Genomic DNA, 18208 nt, shown 5'->3' on the forward strand with positions numbered 1-18208 from the left:
CGCTCAGCGAGCGCGCACCGCTCAGTTGTCGTCCTCGTCGATCAGGAAGCCGCGCATCGGCGACGGAGCCTGCTGCATCGGCTGCGGGGCCTGCGGCCTCACCGGTGCCATCGGCTGCGTCATCGCGGGCGACATCTGCTGCTGGCCGCCGCCGTACGACGGTCCACCACCCATCGACTGGTTGCCACTGCCCATCTGCGGGCTGCCGTGACCACCGTGGTTGCCGCCCATGGTGTGCCCCATCGCACCCGCGCCGGCCGGAGCCAGCGAAGGCGACGGCGGCAGCGAAGCGGCGGCGGGGGTACGCGGCGGAGCCAGCGAGTCGTCGGCCTGGGTCTCCAGCTGACGCAGCTGGCTCTCCAGGTAGGACTTCAGGCGGGTCCGGTACTCGCGCTCGAAGCCACGCAGGTCCTCGACCTTGCGCTCCAGCGTCGCGCGGGCCGACTCGAGCGAGCCCATCGCCACGCGGTGCTTCTCCTGCGCGTCCCGCTCCAGGGCGTCGGCCTTGGCACGGGCGTCACGCTCGAGGCCCTCGGCACGGCTGCGCGCCTCGCCGACGATCTTGTTGGCCTCGGAACGGGCCTCCGCGATCGCCTGGTCGGCGGTCTGCTGGGCAAGGGAGAGGACACGGGCGGCACTGTCGCCACCGGGGCCCTGACCGGGCTGCTGCATCTGCTGCATCTGCTGCTGCTGCATCTGCTGCTGCGGAGCGTGACCACCCATGGGACCGCCCATCGGGCCACCCATGGGACCGCCCTGCATCGGGCCGGGGCCGTGCGGGCCCTGCGGACCGGGACCGTGGCCGCCCTGGGGACCATGGCCGCTGGGACCGGCAGGCAGCTGCGGAGCGCCACCGGGCAGCTGGGGGGGACCCATCTGCGGGGGCTGCTGCTGCACCGGCGGACCAGATATGGCGGCGGGCACCGGGGCACCGGGCCTGTCCTGCTGTTCCGGGGGTTTACGCATGCCCTGCTGCTGCTGGTTCTGCGCGGCCGCACGCGTGGCGGCGGCCAGCTTGGCGCGCAGGTCCTCGTTCTCACGGAGCAGACGGGTCAGCTCCGATTCGACCTCGTCGAGGAAGGCATCGACCTCGTCCTCGTCATAGCCTTCTCGGAGGCGGACGGTCGTGAACTGCTTGTTCCGCACGTCCTCGGGGGTCAGCGGCATCTCTTCTTCACCTCTACGTAGTCGTCGGCAGTCGGCAAGACCGTATCGTTCACACGCTGCTCGCAAATTTGCCCACGAGGCTGAGCAGTATGTAGACGATGATCATCAGAACGAAGAAGGACAGGTCAAGTGCCACGCCCCCGAGACGCAACGGCGGTATGAACCGCCGCAGAAGCTTCAGCGGTGGATCGGTGACAGTGTAAGTGCCCTCGAGAACGATCACCATCGCCTTGCCTGGCTGCCATGAACGTGCGAACTGGAAGACATAGTCCATGACCAGCCGGAAGATCAGCACGATGAGGAAACACATCAGCGCGATATAGACCACATCCAGTGCGACGCCCATGTCCCGCGCTTCCCTCTCCCCTGGCTCTCGTTGCCCGGCCTACCGGCCGGGTTTGTTCCCGGTGTTCTCAGCTCTGGTTGAAGAACCCGCCCTCTGCGATGCGGGCCTTGTCCTCCGCCGTGACATCGACGTTAGCAGGCGACAACAGGAACACCTTCTGCGTCACGCGCTCAATGCTGCCATGGAGACCGAAGACGAGTCCCGCGGCAAAGTCGACAAGTCGCTTCGCATCGGTGTCGTCCATCTCCGTGAGGTTCATGATCACCGGAGTGCCCTCACGGAAGTGTTCCCCGATGGTACGGGCCTCGTTGTAGGTCCTGGGGTGCAGCGTGGTGATCCGGTAGGGCTCCCGCTCGGACACGACCTTGGGCATGATCACCGGTGCGTTCTTCTCCATGTTCGGGCGGTCAGGTGTGATGGATGCCACGGGTGCGATTCGGGCGGGTCGTCCGCTTTCCGCCGGGAGCTGAACCGGCTCCCGGGGCGCGGGAGGCTGCACCGCTCGTACCGGTTCGTCCCTTTCCCGCTCCACCTGGTGGGCGGGCTGGTGCCGGCGCCGGTCACGTTCGGGCTCCGGCTCGGGTTCGAATTCGTCGTCGGGGTCGAACCCCGGACCGTCGTACCCATCGTCCTCCACGAGGCCGAGGTAGACCGCCATCTTGCGCATCGCGCCGGCCATGCTCCGAGTCCTCCGCTCTGTGGTGGATCGGCATTCGTGTCACCAAGTGCCCGAGATCCACTCCGGCCTGCCCGCGAGGAGCGGGAATGACCATATTTTCTGCTGTGGTCCGACTTGCTTCGCGACGTTACCCGAGCCGGGGTCGGACTCCGAGTACCGCCGTACCGACGCGTACATGTGTCGCTCCGGCCGCAACCGCGTCCTCGAGATCCGCACTCATCCCAGCAGAGACCATGTTCGCAGCCGGATGGTTCCCGCGCAGGCGGGATGAGATTTCCATCAGCCGGTCGAACGCGGCCCGTTGCCGGCCGGCGTACGGACCCGCGAGCGGGGCGACGGTCATGAGGCCGTCGAGTCTCAGCCCCGGCGCGGCCTCGACGGCGTCGGCCAACTCGCCGATCGCGTCGGGCGCGACACCGCCCCGGTCTCCGCGCTCGCCGCTCCCGGCGTCGAGTGCGACCTGGATGAGGCAGCCGAGTTCGCGCTCGCCCCGCACCGCCGCCGCGGAGAGTGCGGTGACCAGCTTCACGCGGTCCACCGACTGCACCACACCGGCATAACCGGCCACGGAGCGAACCTTGTTGGTCTGCAACTGACCGACAAAGTGCCATGTGAGGGACAGATCCGCACATGCGGCGGCTTTTGGCGCCGCGTCCTGATCGCGGTTCTCCGCGACCTGACGCACACCGAGTTCGTGCAGAATGCGCACGTCGCTCGCGGGGTAGGTCTTGGTGACGACGATGAGCGTCACCTCTTCCCGCTTGCGGCCCGCCGCGGCACAGGCGGAAGCGATACGTTCCTCCACCCGTGCCAGGTTCGTGGCGAGTTGAGTCCTGCGATCCGTCATGTCCTATCCGTCCAACCAGACATATCCGGCGAGCCGTCCCGTGGTGCGGTCGCGGCGGTACGAGAAGTGATCGCCCGATTCGAGGGTGCAGAACGGCGAACGGTGCCGGTCGACGACGCCGAGCGCGTCGAGCTGGGCGTGCACCCCGGCCGTGACGTCCACCGCCGGGGTTCCCCAGCTGGTCCGGGACCACGCCGCCGGGACGGCCTGCGCGACCTCGGCGCGCATCTGCTCCGGCACCTCGTAGCACCGGCCGCAGACCGCCGGGCCGGTGTGCGCGACGATCCTGGCCGGTTCGGCGCCGAGCGCGGTCATGGCCTCGACCGCGGCCGGGACGACTCCCGCGACCAGGCCGGGCCTTCCCGCGTGGGCGGCGGCGACGACCCCGGCCACCGGATCGGCCAGCAGTACGGGTGTGCAGTCGGCGGTGAGGACCGCGAGCGGAAGTCCCCGCCGGGCGGTCACCACGGCGTCCACGGCGGGGATCTCCGAGGCGTCGCCCCAGGGACCCTCGACCACGGCCACGTCGCGCCCGTGCACCTGGTTCATCCAGACGACCCGCGCCGGGTCGAGGCCGAGGGCCCCTGCCGCGCGGGCCCGGTTCGTGACGACAGCGGCGGGGTCGTCGCCGACCGCGCCGCCGAGATTGAGCTCCTCGAACGGAACGGCGCTCACTCCGCCCCACCTGTCGGTGAAAGCGAAGTGGGCGCCGCCCGCCGAAGACTCCGCGGCCTCGGCCGCGTGCTGCGGACCTATCACTTCAAGAAGTCCGGTACGTCCAGCTCTTCGGCCTGACTGTCCTGGTAGGGACGGGCCGTCGGGACGTGCGGAGGGGAGACCGGCGGCAGCGAGGTCTCGTTCACCACGGGCGCCGGCTCGGCCGGGGCCTGCGGCTCCTCGCGCGGGGGCACGGAACCCAGCCCGCTCGTCTGACGCACCGGCTCCGCGGCCCGGGCCGGCGGAGCCGGCTCCTCGCGCTTGCCGGCGCCGGCCCCGAGGACGTTCTCCCGGCGGGCCGGCGGCTGTCCGCCGTCGAAGCCCGCGGCGATGACCGTGACCCGGACCTCGTCGCCCAGCGCGTCGTCGATGACCGCGCCGAAGATGATGTTCGCCTCGGGGTGTGCCGCCTCGCTCACCAGCTGCGCGGCCTCGTTGATCTCGAAGAGACCGAGGTCGCTGCCACCGGAGATGGAGAGCAGGACACCGCGGGCGCCGTCGATGGACGCCTCCAGGAGCGGCGAGGAGATCGCCATCTCCGCCGCCGCCACCGCGCGGTCGTCGCCGCGGGCGGAGCCGATGCCCATGAGCGCCGATCCGGCCTCGGACATGACCGACTTGACGTCGGCGAAGTCGAGGTTGATCAGACCCGGGGTCGTGATGAGGTCGGTGATGCCCTGGACACCCGAGAGCAGCACCTGGTCGGCCGACTTGAAGGCGTCGAGCACGCTGACCTGGCGGTCCGAGATGGACAGCAGCCGGTCGTTGGGAATGACGATGAGGGTGTCGACCTCTTCGCGGAGCTCGGCGATGCCGTCCTCCGCCTGGTTCGCGCGCCGCCGGCCCTCGAAGGTGAACGGGCGGGTGACCACACCGATCGTCAGGGCGCCCAGCGAGCGGGCGATGTTGGCGACGACGGGTGCGCCGCCGGTGCCGGTGCCGCCGCCTTCTCCGGCGGTGACGAAGACCATGTCGGCCCCCTTGAGGACCTCCTCGATCTCCTCACGGTGGTCCTCTGCCGCCTTGCGACCGACGGCCGGGTTCGCCCCGGCTCCGAGGCCACGGGTGAGTTCACGGCCGACGTCGAGCTTGACGTCGGCGTCGCTCATCAACAGTGCCTGCGCATCGGTGTTGATCGCGATGAACTCGACGCCCTTGAGGCCGACCTCGATCATTCGGTTGATGGCATTGACACCACCGCCGCCGACACCGATGACCTTGATGACTGCGAGGTAGTTCTGCGGTGCTGCCACGTCGAAGGCCTCTCGCCTCGAGTTACGTGTCGTCGCTTGGCGGTAGTCCCGCCGCGACGACGGATGCCGATTGGGTCGGTCCGGACGCCGACCCAAACCCTAACCTTGAAGTTTAGGGTTACCAGTGTGTCTGCTTCATGGACTCTTCCGAACAGGACACTAAGTCGACAAGTGGCGCGCGTTCAACGAACACGCCGAACCTCCCGTTTTTCTTTTCACCCTATGTGATCACCCGTAGCGCTGACCAACCAGGGGGCTGGCCAGGCCAAACGTGCGTCAACTCTTCGACGCCGCAGGGGCGCTGGGTGCACTCACGTCGAAGTGTCCCGCTTTGGGAGACGCTTTCATGAGAGCGGTGAGTACCCGCGCCTTCACGGGCCCCTCCTCGCTGCTCCCCCACATCACCGTGCGGCCACGGGTCAGTTCGAGAACGGCGGAGTCGTACGAGGTGACCCGCACCGACTCGGTCTCCCTGGCCACCTTCCCCGGAAGGTCGCCCGCGATGCGGACCGCTTCCCGCACCAGCCGGTCACCGCCGAAGCGGCGCAGACTGGCCGACCGGTCCGGCGTCAATTCCAGCAGCGGCACATGCGGGGGCGCTTTGTCCACGGTTGCGAAGCGCACGCCCTTCGCGTCCACTTCAATGAACTTTCCGCCCTTTTCGACCAGCAGGACGGGCTTTCGTTCCGTCACTTTAAGGCTGATTCCGTGCGGCCATGACCGTACGACATCCACGGAGTCGACACGAGGCAACTTCTGGCGCAACCGGTCCGCGATCGCGCCGGTGTCCACGGAGATCAGCGGGGCGCCGACGGGGGCGTCCGCGGCCGCCTCCACCTCGGTGCGGGTCAGGACTCCCGTGCCGGTGATCGTCACCTGCTCCAGGCGCAGCCAGGACGAGCCGTAGAGCACCCAGACCGTGGCCGCGGCGGTCAGCGCCAGGCCGGCCGCGGCCAGGATCAGGCGGGTGCGTCCGGTCAGCCGGCTCTTCTGCGGGCCGATGTGCGGAGGGCGGGCCGGGGTGTCGGCCCGTTCGGCGTCACCGCGCTGGGCAGTCGTCGGTCCGGCCACGCTCGCTCCTTCGCCGGACCCGGGGCTTCCGCCCCGGGTCCGCACCGCCTCACGCCTGGCGGCGTGCGGCAATCGCCTCGTACACCATGCCGACGAGGAGGTCGTCGGCGTCCCGTCGCCCGAACTCCGCGGCGGCACGGGACATCTCGTACAGCCTGTGCGGATCCGAGAGCACCGGAAGGACGTTGCCCTGCACCCATTCCGGGGTGAGCGCCGCGTCGTCCACCAGCAGGCCGCCGCCGGCGTTGACCACCGGCTGGGCGTTGAGCCGCTGTTCGCCGTTGCCGATGGGCAGCGGGACGTAGGCGGCGGGGAGCCCGACGGCGGAGAGTTCGGCGACGGTCATCGCGCCCGCGCGGCAGAGCATCATGTCGGCCGCGGCGTACGCGAGGTCCATCCGGTCCACGTACGGTACCGGGATGTAGGGCGGCATCCCGGGCATGTTGTCGATGCGCGGCAATTCGTTCTTCGGGCCGACCACGTGCAGGATCTGGATTCCGGACCGCTGGAGCAGCGGTGCGATCCGGGTGACCACCTCGTTGAGGTGGCGTGCGCCCTGCGAGCCGCCCGAGACGAGCAGCGTGGGCAGATTCGGGTCGAGCCCGAAGGCGGCGCGCGCCTCGGGGCGGACCCGGGCCCGGTCGAGGGTGGCGATGGTGCGGCGCAGCGGGATGCCGATGTAGCGGGCGCCGCGCAGCTTGCTGTCCGGGGTGGAGACGGCTACGCCGTGGGCGTAACGCGAACCGATCTTGTTGGCCAGGCCCGGCCGGGCGTTGGCCTCATGGACGACGATGGGGACGCCGGCGCGCTTGGCCGCGAGATAGCCGGGCAGGGCGACGTAGCCGCCGAAGCCGACCACGCAGTCCGCCTTGGTGCGCTCCAGGATCTGCTCGGCGGCCTTGATGGTGCCGCGCAGCCGCCCCGGGACGGTGATCAGCTCGGGTGTGGGCTTGCGCGGCAGCGGTACGGCGGGGATCAGTGCCAGGTCGTACCCCCGCTCGGGTACGAGCCTGGTCTCGAGTCCGCGTTCCGTGCCGAGGGCAGTGATTCCCACGGTCGGGTCCTGCCTCCGCAGGGCGTCTGCGAGGGCAAGCGCGGGCTCGATGTGCCCGGCGGTCCCCCCGCCGGCGAGTACGACATGCACCGAAATTCACCGCTCTCCGGACGGACGCTTCGTGACGCGCCGTCTCATCGTCTTCCATCTGACCCCGGGCCTCCGCATGGCCAGGGCCGCTCTCGCCGCAGGGTCCTCTCGCGCGAAGGCGATCATGAGCCCGACAGCGAACATGGTCGGCAGCAGGGCCGAGCCCCCGTAGGAGAACAGCGGAAGCGGGACACCGGCGATCGGCAACAGGCCGAGCACCGCACCGATGTTGATCACGGCCTGCGCCGTGATCCAGGTGGTCACGCCTCCGGCTGCGTACCTCACGAAGGGGTCCTCCGTGCGTCCGGCCACGCGGATACCCGCATAGCCTAGAGCCGCGAAGAGGGCCAGTACCGACAGCGTCCCCGCCAGACCCAGTTCCTCCCCGGTGATGGCGAAGATGAAGTCGGTGTGCGGTTCAGGTAGTTGCCCCCATTTTTCCACACTCGCGCCGAGCCCGGAACCGAACCATCCGCCGGACGCGAGAGCGTAGATTCCGTGCACCGCCTGCCAGCACGAGTCCCCCGGGCCGGGTTCGGAGGCGCCGATGCAGGCGAGCCTGGACATCCGGTTGGGGCTGGTCTTGATGAGGACGAAACCGATGAGACCGGCGAAGGCGAGTACACCGGCGAAGAGCCGGGTGGGGGCGCCGGCCAGCCAGAGAAGGCCGAAGAGGATCGCTGTGAGGATGATCGCTGTCCCCATGTCCCCGCCGAGCATGATCAGCCCGAGCAGCATGAAGGCGACCGGCACGAGCGGCACGAGCATGTGTTTCCACTGCGTCAGCAGCCGCTTGTCCTGTTTGCGGGCGAGCAGGTCCGCGCCCCACAGGATGAGGGCCAGCTTGCCGAACTCGCTCGGCTGGAGCTGGAAGGGCCCGCCCAGATAGATCCAGTTCTGGTTGCCGTTGACCGACATCCCTATCCCCGGCACCTGTACCAGGACCATCAGGAAGACCGTGCCCATGAGCAGCGGGTAGGCCAGCGCCCGGTGGAGTTTGACCGGCATCCGGGAGGCCAGCAGCATCAGCGCGGCCCCGATGACGGCCGCGATGAACTGCTTGCGGAAGAAGTAGGTGCTGGGCCGGGCGAGTTCCAGCGCCTTGATCATCGAGGCGGAGTAGACCATCACGAGGCCCAGCACGGTGATCAGCAGGCTCGACCCGAGAATCAGGTAGTACGCGGTCAGAGGGCGGTCCCAGGCCCGTCGTGCCCGCTCGTAGGTCCGCCGCACCCCGGCGCCCCGGCGCGGCCGGGGCTGCTGCCCTCCTCCGGCCCTCGGTGTTCCGCCTCCGCGTGGTGCGGAGGGCCGCCTGGGCCCCGCTGCGGGCCGGCTCCGCAGGGCGAGCCCCGGGACGGCTCCCGCACCCGCGGGCAGCGGTCCGGCGAACAGGGGCGGGGTGAGCGCGCCGCTGATGGCCGAGGCCGCCCGTGAGCGGTCGGCTCCACGCGCGGCTGCGCTCTCGTCGGCCGGCATTGTCGCTGTCCCCTCCACTGCTCGTGCCCGGGGTCCGGCGCCGGGCCCCCGGCGGTGCCGCACGCCGTCCGGCCCGGGGGCCGGTCACCGTTCCCGGTCACCGTTCCCGGTCACCGGGACCGTACGCCGCTGAGGCCGGGGCCGTCAGGCGCTCTCGCCGGAGAGTCCGCGGACCGCCTCCGCGAACGCCTCGCCCCGCTTGTTGTAGTTGACGAACATGTCCATCGAGGCACAGGCCGGGGCCAGCAGCACGGTGTCACCGGGCTCTGCCAGACCGGCCGCTTCGCGTACCGCCTCGGACATCGCACCAGTGTCGGTCCGGTCGAGGTCGACCACCGGTACCTCGGGGGCGTGTCGCGCCAGGGCTTCGCGGATCAGCGCCCGGTCGGCGCCGATCAGCACGACGCCCCTCAGCCGCTTCGCGGCCCCGGTGACGAGCTCGTCGAAGGTGGCGCCCTTGGCGAGGCCCCCGGCGATCCACACGATCGGCTCGTAGGCCGCGAGGGATGCCTCGGCCGCGTGCGTGTTGGTGGCCTTGGAGTCGTCGATGTACGTGACTCCGTCGACGTCCGCGACGTGCTCGATGCGGTGCGCGTCCGGACGGAAGGCCCGCAGCCCGTCGCGCACGGCGGCAGGCGGGACGCCGAAGGCGCGGGCGAGCGCCGCGGCGGCCAGGGCGTTGGCGATGTTGTGCGGGGCCGGCGGCTGGACGTCGCCGACCTCCGCGAGCTCCTGGGCGTTCTTCTGCCGGTCGGCCACGAAGGCGCGGTCGACCAGGATGCCGTCGACCACTCCGAGCTGCGAGGGCGCGGGCGCGCCGAGGGTGAAGCCGATCGCCCGGCAGCCCTCCTCCACGTCGGCCTCGCGTACGAGGTCCTCCGTGGCCCCGTCCTGCGCGTTGTAGACACACGCGACGGTGTTGCCCTCGTAGATCCGCCCCTTGTCTGCGGCGTAACCGGCCATGGAACCGTGCCAGTCGAGGTGGTCGGGGGCCAGATTGAGCACGGCCCCGGAGTGGGCGCGCAGGGAGGGGGCCCAGTGCAGCTGGTAGCTGGAGAGCTCGACGGCGAGCACGTCGTACGTCTCGTCGCCGAGCACCGCGTCCAGCAGCGAGACCCCGATGTTGCCGACCGCGGCCGTGCGCAGTCCCGCTGCCTCCAGGATCGAGGCGAGCATCCGCACGGTCGTGGTCTTGCCGTTGGTGCCGGTGACCGCGAGCCAGGGTGCGGCGTCGGGGCCCCGCAGCCGCCAGGCGAGCTCGACGTCACCCCAGACGGGGACGCCCGCCTCGGCGGCTGCCAGGAAAAGGGGCTTGTCCGGCTTCCATCCGGGAGCCGTGACGACGAGCTCGGTGGACTCGGGCAGGGTCGCCCCGTCGCCGAGGCGCACGGTGATCCCGTCCGCCTCCAGCTCCGCGGCCTGGGCCCGGGAGCGCTCGTCGTCGCCGTCGTTGACGACGGTGACGAGGGCACCCCGCTCGTGCAGGGCGCGGGCGGCGGGGATTCCGCTCACCCCGAGCCCGGCGACCGTGACGTGCTTGCCCTGCCAGTCCACGTTGCTCACTTCTTGGCTGCCCATCCCGCGTAGAAGAGGCCGAGTCCGACGATCACGCACATGCCCTGGATGATCCAGAAGCGGACCACGACCAGGACTTCGGACCAGCCCTTGAGTTCGAAGTGGTGCTGCAGCGGTGCCATCCGGAAGACCCGCTTGCCGGTCATCTTGAACGAACCGACCTGGATGACCACGGACATGGTGATCATCACGAAGAGGCCGCCGAGGATGGCCAGCAGGAACTCGGTGCGGGAGCAGATCGCGAGACCGGCGAGCGCCCCGCCGAGAGCGAGCGAACCGGTGTCACCCATGAAGATCTTCGCGGGTGAGGTGTTCCACCACAGGAAGCCGAAGCAGGCACCCATCAGCGCGGAGGCGACGACCGCGAGGTCGAGCGGGTCGCGTACCTCGAAACACGCCTGGGGGTTGGTCAGGGTGGTCGCGTTGGCGCACGACTCCTGGAACTGCCACAGCCCGATGAAGGTGTACGCGCCGAAGACCATCACCGACGCGCCGGTGGCCAGGCCGTCCAGACCGTCCGTCAGGTTCACGCCGTTGGACATGGCGAGGATCATGAACAGCGCCCAGACGACGAACAGCACCGGTCCGATGGACCAGCCGAAGTCCTCGACGAAGGAGAGCCGGGTGGATGCCGGGGTGTTGCCCCTGATGTCGGCGAACTGCAGCGAGAGGACGGCGAACGCGATGCCGACGATCAGCTGGCCGGCCATCTTCGCCTTGGCCCGAAGACCCAGCGAGCGCTGCTTGACGATCTTGATGTAGTCGTCGAGGAAACCGACGAGGCCCATCCCGGCCATCAGGAACAGGACGAGGACGCCGGAGAAGCGCATCTCCTCGCCGGTGATCACCTTCGCCAGGACGTACGCGATGATCGTCGCCAGGATGAAGGCGATACCACCCATGGTGGGGGTGCCCTTTTTACTGCCGTGGGTACGCGGGCCGTCGTCCCGGATGAACTGCCCGTAGCCCTTGCGGGCCAGAAGTTTGATCAGCAGCGGAGTGCCGACCAGGGTCAGGAAGAGCCCTATGGCCCCCGCGAAGAGGATCTGCCTCATCGGACGGCGACCTCGCCCTCGGTCGTCTCCAGCAGTGACAGGGCGACCTTCTCCAGGCCGACCGACCGGGACGCCTTCACCAGCACGACGTCTCCCGGGCGCAGTTCACTGCGCAACAGGTCGACGGCCGCCTGTGCGTCGGACACGTGCACCGACTCCTCACCCCACGAACCCTCGTTATATGCGCCCAGTTGCAGCCAGGAGGCTTCTCTTCCCCCGACAGCGACGAGCTTGCTGACGTTGAGCCGGACGGCGAGCCGTCCGACCGCGTCGTGCTCGGCGAGCGACGAGTCGCCGAGCTCGGCCATCTGACCGAGCACCGCCCACGTGCGCCCCCCGGCTGCCCGTCGGGCCTTGCCCATGGCGGCCAGCGCACGGAGTGCGGCCTTCATGGATTCGGGGTTCGCGTTGTAGGCGTCATTGACGACCGTCACACCGTCCGGACGCTCGGTGACCTCCATGCGCCAGCGGGAGAGGGTGCCCGCCCCGGAGAGCGCATCGGCGATCTCAGTCACGGACATGCCCAACTCATGGGCGACGGCGGCCGCGGCGAGCGCGTTCGACACGTGGTGCTCACCGTACAGGCGCAAGGTCACGTCGCTGCACCCGGTGGGTGTGTGGAGCTCGAAAGCGGGGCGGCCGTCGTCCGTGAGCCGCACGTTCTCTCCCCGTACGTCCGCATCCGGGGCCTCTCCGAAGAGCAGCACCCGGGCTTTTGTGCGGGACGACATCGCCCGCACGAGCGGGTCGTCGGCGTTGAGGATCGCCGCGCCGTCCTCCGGGAGGACCTCGACGAGCTCACCCTTGGCCTGGGCGATCGCCTCCCGGCTGCCGAACTCGCCGATGTGGGCGCTGCCCACGTTGAGAACAAGCCCGATGCTCGGCGGCGTCAGGTTCGCGAGGTAGTGGATGTGGCCGATACCGCGCGCCCCCATCTCCAGCACCAGGTGGCGGGTTTCCGCCGTCGCCCGCAGCGCGGTGAGGGGCAGGCCGATCTCGTTGTTGAGGGAGCCCGGCGTCCAGACGGTGGGCGCCTTGCGCTCCAGCAGCTGGGCGATGAGGTCCTTCGTGGACGTCTTGCCCGCCGATCCGGTGAGCGCGACGACAGCGGTGCCGAGGCGCTCGACGACGGCGCGTGCCAGGGCGCCGAGCGCCGCCACGACGTCGTCCACGACGATCGCCGGGACGCCGACGGGGCGCGCGGCCAGCACCGCGGTCGCGCCCGCCTCGACGGCGCCCTGCGCGTAGTCGTGGCCGTCGACCCGCTCACCCGCGAACGCGGCGAACAGGGAGCCCTGCCGCACCTCCCGGGAGTCGATGACGACGGGGCCGGTGACGGTGACGGACGGGTCCGGTACGTCGTACGGCTGCCCGCCGACGATTCCGGCGATCTCGGCGAGGGAAAGGGCGATCACTTGGTCATCCCTGACTGTTGTTCTCGTGGGTGTGTACGCGGTCCTGAGAGGTGTGCACGGTGCTCGCACGCCCCAGGGAACGCTCGATGGCCTCGCGCAGGACCTTCCGGTCGTCGAAGGCGCGGACCACTCCGTGGACGTCCTGGCCCTGCTCGTGTCCCTTTCCGGCCACCAGCACGGTGTCGCCGGGCTCGGCCCGGGCGACCGCGGCGGCGATGGCCGCGGCCCGGTCCGCGTCGACGAGCACGTCGCCGCGCTCATGGACGGGCACCTCGGCCGCGCCGGACAGCATGGCGGCGAGGATCGCGAGGGGGTCCTCGGAGCGGGGGTTGTCCGAGGTCAGTACGGCGGTGTCGGCGAGCCGGGCCGCGGCGGCACCCATCGGGCCACGCTTGGTCGTGTCACGGTCACCGCCGCAGCCGAGCACGATGTGCACCCGGCCCTCGGTGACCTTCTGCAGGGAGCGCAGGACGGATTCGACGGCGTCGGTCTTGTGCGCGTAGTCGACGACGGCGAGGTACGGCTGTCCCGCGTCGACGCGTTCCAGCCGTCCGGGGACCCCCGGGACAGCCGCGACACCGTCGGCGGCGGTCTGCGGGTCGACACCCGCGACGGCCAGGGTGACGATCGCCGCGAGGGTGTTGGCCACGTTGAAGGGGCCCGGCAGGGGGGCCTTCGCGGTGATCCGCTCGCCCTTGGGGCCGACCACGGTGAAGGTGCTGTCCTGGGGACCGACCTCGACACCCTCGGCCCGCCACTCGGCGTCGGGGTGGCCCTCCGCGGAGAACGTGACGACCGGGACGGACGCCTCCTCGACCAGCCTGCGGCCGTACTCGTCGTCGAAGTTGACGACACCGAGCTTGCTGCGCTCCGGCGTGAACAGCTGCGCCTTGGCCTGGAAGTAGTCCTCCATCCCGGAGTGGAACTCCATGTGCTCCGGGCTGAGGTTGTTGAAGACGGCGACGTCGAAGACGCAGCCGTCGACCCGGCCGAGCACGAGGGCGTGGCTGGAGACCTCCATGGCGACCGCCTCGACCCCGCGTTCGCGCATGACGGCGAACAGGGCCTGGAGATCGGTGGCTTCGGGGGTGGTGCGCTCCGACTTGATGCGCTCGTCGCCGATCCGCATCTCGACGGTGCCGATCAGCCCGGTGCTGCGTCCGGCACCGCGCAGGCCGCCCTCGACGAGGTAGGCCGTGGTGGTCTTGCCGGACGTTCCGGTGATGCCGATCTGGAGGAGGCCGGCGCCGGGCCGTCCGTAGATCTCCGCCGCGAGGTCTCCCATCCGGCCGCGCGGGTTCTCCGTCACGAGGACCGGGAGGCCGGTGGCGGCGGCGCGCTCTGCGCCCGCCGGGTCGGTGAGGATCGCGGCCGCGCCGAGGCCGGCGGCCTGTGCGGCGAAGTCCGCGCCGTGGAAGCGGGCACCGGGCAGGGCCGCGTACACGTCCCCGGGGCGTACGGCTCGCGAGTCGTGGGTGATGCCGGTGACCTCACCGGCGTCCTGCGGTCCTGCGCCGAGCCGGGCTGCCAGCTCTCCGAGGGAGGTCGGCGTGAGCCGGTCCGGTCGGGGCGCTCCCGGGTAGTTCACAGGCGCGTCCTTCTGAGTGGTTTGGCACTGATCAGGGTGGGGCACGGCGGTGAGCGTACCGGGCGGACCCGGCCTCTCGCGAAGTGAGGGGCCGGGGTTGCGGTACTTCTCGTTCCGGTTCCCGGGATCAGGGGTGATGGTCGTCACTGAGGGTTCCCCCGAGTCACTCGCCGGGCTTGAAGGACACCGGCAGCCGGGCGGGAGCGCTGCCGGAGGGAGGGGTCTGGAGGGTCTTGAGGGCGAACTCCATGACCTTCTTGTAGATCGGGCCGCAGATCTGTCCGCCGAAGTAGCTGCCCTTGGTGGGGTTCTGGATGGCGCAGTAGACGGTGATCTGCGGATCGTCCGCGGGCGCGAAACCCGCGAAGGAGGCGGTGTAGCCCTTGTAGACACCGCGTACGGGGTCGACCCGGTTGGCCGTGCCCGTCTTGCCCGCGACCCGGTAGCCCTGGATGTGGGCCTTCGTCCCGGTGCCTTCCCGGTCGTCCACGACGGACTCCAGCATCTTCGCCAGGGTCTTGGCGGTCTTCTCGCTGACCACCCGGGTGCGTTCGGGGGCTTCGGACGCGCTGTAGTTGCCGTCCGCGTCCTTGGTGCCGCGGACCAGGGTCGGCTCGATCCGGACCCCGCCGTTGGCGATCGTCTGGTAGACCGAAGCGGCCTGCATGGCGTTGAGCGAGAGGCCCTGGCCGAACGGGATCGTGTACTGCTGCGAGGTCGACCAGTCCTGCGGCTTGGCGAGGATGCCGGGCGACTCGCCCGGGTAGTCGAGCCCCGTGGTGCTGCCGATGCCGAATTTACGCAGGTAGGAGTGCAGGACCTTGTTGGCCTCCGCCTGGGTCCTGCCGAGCTGGCCGGTGGCCAGGATGGTGCCGATGTTGCTCGATTTGGCGAGTACGCCGTTGAGCGTGAGGTACCAGGTGGGGTGGTCGATGTCGTCCCGGAAGAGCCGGTCGCCGCGGTGCAGCCGGTTGGGCACGGTGACGTGCGTCCCGGGTGTCGCGGCCCCTTCCTCCAGCACGGCGGCCATCGACATGACCTTGCTGGTGGAGCCCGGTTCGTACACGTCCTGGAGCGCCGCGTTGCCCAGGGCCGTCGTGTCGCTCCGCGTGAGGTCGTTGGGGTCGTAGCCGGGGGCGTTGGCCATGGCCAGGACCTCGCCGGTCCTGGTGTTCTGCACGACCACGTAGCCGCGGTCCGCCTCGGACTTCTCGACCTGGTCGGCGATGGCGCGCTGGGCCGCCCACTGGATGTCGCGGTCGATCGTCAGCTCGACGTCGGTGCCCGCGACGGCCGGGATCTCCGTGGAGCCGGCCGTGGGGACGGGACGGCCGCCCGCCTGGGCGTAGCGGATCTTGCCGTCCTCGCCCTGGAGCTGCCCGTTCAGCTGTGCTTCCAGGCCGCCGCCGCCCTTGCCCTCGGCGTTGACGAACCCCAGTATCCCGGCGGCGAGGCCGCCGTTCGGGTAGACCCGCTTGGTGGTGGGCTCCTGGAGGACTCCGGCCAGCACGTTGGCTCCGGGGCCCCCGGCGGCCTTGTCCTCGGCCGCCTTCTCCGCGAAGACGGACTTGAGGTCCTTGATCTGCTTCCAGACCTGCGGGGTCTGGCGGCGCGCCAGCACCGTGTAGCGGCTCCTGGGGGTCGAGAGCTTCTCGGCGAGCTCCGCCTCGTCCTTGCCGAGGATCGGGGCGAGCAGCGCCGCCGCCTGCTGCGGGGCGTCCGGCGCCTTGCTGTCCTCGGGAGTGAACAGCTTCGGGTCGGCCGTGATGTCGTGCGCGTCGACGCTGGTGGCCAGGGCGATACCGCTGCGGTCGGTGATCTCTCCGCGTTCGGCCGCGATCGTGTATTCGAGGTAGCGGTTCTTCTCGGCCTTCGCGGCGTAGGTGGCGGCGTCGACGGCCTGGACCTGGAGGAGCCGTACGACGAACGCCAGCATCACCAGCGTCAGGCAGAGGCTGATCAGCCGGAGCCTGGGCCGTGGGCTGCCCAGGCGGATGGACTGCGGGGATCCGCCGCGCCGCTTCCGGGCCGCGGCAGGCCGCCGCGTGGCCGGACGGCCGGCGGGCCGGGGCCGGCCCGATCCGCTCGCCGCGTTACGGGGGCGCGCGGGGCCGGGTACGCGACGGCGCGGCGGTTCCTTGGACGGCACTGCGTCACCTGCCGGGGCTGGTCGAGGGCGATGTCGAGGGTGAGGGGGTGAGGGTCGCGGAGGGCGCCGGGGTGGACGCGGCGGAGGCCTGCGAGGCGGACCCGGACGGGGAGGCCGAGGCGGAGGGCGTGCTCGCCGCCGGTTCGGGGGCCGCCGTGGGTGACGGTGCGGCGGTGGCGCGCTCCGGTACACCGCTGACGGTGCCGTCCGGGTTCAGGAAGGCGGGGCTGCCGCCGGGCACCATGCCGAGCTCCCTGGCGCGGCGTTCCAGCGCGTCGGGCTCGGAGTAGCTGTCCACGTCGCGCTGGAGGGCCTGCTGATCGTCGGTGAGCTCGGTCGTCTCCCGCTCCAGCTTGCTGAGCCTGAACGATCCTTCGTTGAGTGCCGAGTTCAGCAGGAGGAGCGAGATCAGGCCACCGGCGAGCAGCAGCACGACCAGCAGGACGAAGGGGGTACGGGCAGCGGTGCTCGGCCCCGACGGCATCAGCCGTGCGAGGCGGCCGGCCCGCCCCTTCATCTGCTCGGCCGTCCCGGTCACGGCGTCGCCACCGCCCTCACCGGCGTCCGGCCGGGCGGGCGGGGGGCGCTCATCGCTCCTCCTCGCGGATCCGCTGGGCGCCGCGCAGCCTGGCGGGAGCGGCGCGCCGGTTCTCGGCGACCTCCTCCTCGGTGGGCAGTTCGGCGCCTCGGGTGAGCAGCTTCAGCCGGGGCTGGTAGCGCTCGGGGACCACGGGCAGTCCGGGCGGCGCCGTGTTGGCGGCGCCTGCGGCGAAGACCTGCTTGACGAGCCGGTCCTCCAGCGAGTGGTAGGAGAGGACCGCGATCCGGCCACCGACGGCGAGACTGGCCACCGCGGCCGGAATGGCCCGCTCCAGGACGGTGAGTTCGCCGTTGACCTCGATGCGCAGGGCCTGGAAGGTGCGCTTGGCCGGATTTCCTCCGGTGCGCTTGGCGGCCTGCGGAAGGGAGTCGCGGATGAGCTCGACGAGACGGGCGCTGTTGGTGAAGGGTTCCTTCGCGCGCTCACGCACGATGGCCGACACGATGCGCTTGGCCTGCTTCTCCTCGCCGTAGGCGCGCAGGATCCGCACGAGTTCACCCGGCGGGTAGGTGTTGAGTACCTCGGCCGCGCCGATGCCGGTCGTCTGGTCCATGCGCATGTCGAGCGGCGCGTCCTGGGCGTAGGCGAAGCCGCGGTCGGCCTCGTCCAGTTGCATCGAGGAGACACCCAGGTCGAACAGCACGCCCTGGACCTTGGGGATGCCGAGTCTTTCGAGCACCTCGGGCAGCTCGTCGTAGACGGCGTGCACCAGGGTGGCCCGGTCGCCGTACGGTGCGAGGCGCTCACCGGAGAGGCGCAGCGCCTCCTTGTCACGGTCCAGGGCGACGAGCCGGGCGTCGGGGAAGGCGGCGAGCATGGCCTCGCTGTGCCCGCCGAGCCCCAGGGTGCAGTCCACGACGACGGGGGGCTGCGGGCCTGTCGCCTCCAGAGCCGGGGCCAGCAGGTCCAGGCATCGCTGGAGCATCACCGGGACGTGTCGGGTCTGGCTCAATGCGCCCTCTCAGGCTCTGTCCCGTGATGGCCGCACGTGCGGTCTGGTCCCCGCCCGCTCGGAAGGGGAGGTCCGCCGGCGCCGGGGAAGGGGCGTCGGCCGACCACGAGCGGGAGAGGGCCGGGCCGCATGTACGCCGCACATCACAGGAACTCGAAGTAAAAAATGCGGAA

Annotated in this window: 16 protein-coding genes; all 16 read right to left on the reverse strand. The window is 70.5% G+C overall.

The genetic code is table 11. The features are described 5' to 3' along the window. Positions 1-21: 21 nt before the first annotated feature. Positions 22-1167, reverse strand: a complete 1146-nt coding sequence (locus ACFYQ6_RS01510) for a DivIVA domain-containing protein (protein WP_356735991.1) — start codon at positions 1165-1167, stop codon at positions 22-24. Positions 1168-1216: 49 nt separating this feature from the next. Continuing rightward, positions 1217-1513 (reverse strand): YggT family protein, encoded by a 297-nt coding sequence (locus ACFYQ6_RS01515; protein WP_145802170.1) that lies wholly within the window; start codon positions 1511-1513, stop codon positions 1217-1219. A gap of 67 nt (positions 1514-1580) precedes the next feature. After that, entirely contained in the window at positions 1581-2192 is a 612-nt protein-coding gene (locus tag ACFYQ6_RS01520; RefSeq protein ID WP_145802169.1) for a cell division protein SepF, read from the reverse strand. Between the two features lie 127 nt (positions 2193-2319). Beyond that, entirely contained in the window at positions 2320-3039 is a 720-nt protein-coding gene (locus ACFYQ6_RS01525) for a YggS family pyridoxal phosphate-dependent enzyme (RefSeq protein WP_361570252.1), read from the reverse strand. Positions 3040-3042: 3 nt separating this feature from the next. Continuing rightward, positions 3043-3798 carry a peptidoglycan editing factor PgeF gene (gene pgeF / locus ACFYQ6_RS01530; RefSeq protein WP_361570255.1) on the reverse strand — a complete coding sequence of 252 codons (756 nt, stop codon included), beginning with the start codon at positions 3796-3798 and terminating at the stop codon, positions 3043-3045. Beyond that, positions 3795-5009: a cell division protein FtsZ gene (gene ftsZ, locus ACFYQ6_RS01535; protein WP_361570258.1), complete on the reverse strand. Its 1215-nt coding sequence runs from the start codon at positions 5007-5009 to the stop codon at positions 3795-3797. Before ftsZ ends, pgeF begins: the two co-directional genes overlap by 4 nt. Before the next feature lie 276 nt (positions 5010-5285). Beyond that, positions 5286-6080, reverse strand: a complete 795-nt coding sequence (locus ACFYQ6_RS01540; RefSeq protein WP_361570261.1) for an FtsQ-type POTRA domain-containing protein — start codon at positions 6078-6080, stop codon at positions 5286-5288. A gap of 49 nt (positions 6081-6129) precedes the next feature. Beyond that, a complete protein-coding gene (gene murG / locus ACFYQ6_RS01545) occupies positions 6130-7224 on the reverse strand; it encodes an undecaprenyldiphospho-muramoylpentapeptide beta-N-acetylglucosaminyltransferase (RefSeq protein ID WP_145802162.1) in 1095 nt (364 codons plus the stop codon). 6 nt (positions 7225-7230) lie between these two features. After that, positions 7231-8700, reverse strand: coding sequence for a putative lipid II flippase FtsW (gene ftsW / locus ACFYQ6_RS01550; protein WP_361570264.1), 1470 nt, complete (start codon positions 8698-8700; stop codon positions 7231-7233). 144 nt (positions 8701-8844) lie between these two features. Further along, entirely contained in the window at positions 8845-10278 is a 1434-nt protein-coding gene (murD, locus tag ACFYQ6_RS01555) for a UDP-N-acetylmuramoyl-L-alanine--D-glutamate ligase (protein ID WP_361570267.1), read from the reverse strand. Beyond that, complete coding sequence (gene mraY / locus ACFYQ6_RS01560; protein WP_361570270.1) at positions 10260-11330, reverse strand: phospho-N-acetylmuramoyl-pentapeptide-transferase; 1071 nt, start codon at positions 11328-11330, stop codon at positions 10260-10262. The genes murD and mraY overlap by 19 nt, the downstream gene beginning before the upstream one ends. Further along, on the reverse strand, positions 11327-12745 hold the full coding sequence (gene murF / locus ACFYQ6_RS01565) for a UDP-N-acetylmuramoyl-tripeptide--D-alanyl-D-alanine ligase (RefSeq protein ID WP_361570273.1): 1419 nt from the start codon (positions 12743-12745) through the stop codon (positions 11327-11329). The genes mraY and murF overlap by 4 nt, the downstream gene beginning before the upstream one ends. Before the next feature lie 4 nt (positions 12746-12749). After that, on the reverse strand, positions 12750-14480 hold the full coding sequence (locus tag ACFYQ6_RS01570) for a UDP-N-acetylmuramoyl-L-alanyl-D-glutamate--2,6-diaminopimelate ligase (protein ID WP_388759715.1): 1731 nt from the start codon (positions 14478-14480) through the stop codon (positions 12750-12752). 16 nt (positions 14481-14496) lie between these two features. Further along, a complete protein-coding gene (locus ACFYQ6_RS01575) occupies positions 14497-16482 on the reverse strand; it encodes a penicillin-binding protein 2 (protein ID WP_361570279.1) in 1986 nt (661 codons plus the stop codon). 4 nt (positions 16483-16486) lie between these two features. Further along, positions 16487-17020 (reverse strand): septum formation initiator family protein, encoded by a 534-nt coding sequence (locus tag ACFYQ6_RS01580; protein WP_388759719.1) that lies wholly within the window; start codon positions 17018-17020, stop codon positions 16487-16489. A gap of 49 nt (positions 17021-17069) precedes the next feature. Then, positions 17070-18035, reverse strand: a complete 966-nt coding sequence (gene rsmH, locus ACFYQ6_RS01585; protein WP_361570285.1) for a 16S rRNA (cytosine(1402)-N(4))-methyltransferase RsmH — start codon at positions 18033-18035, stop codon at positions 17070-17072. Positions 18036-18208 lie beyond the last annotated feature (173 nt).

The organism is Streptomyces sp. NPDC005494, assembly GCF_042872025.1.
Lineage (GTDB): Bacteria > Actinomycetota > Actinomycetes > Streptomycetales > Streptomycetaceae > Streptomyces.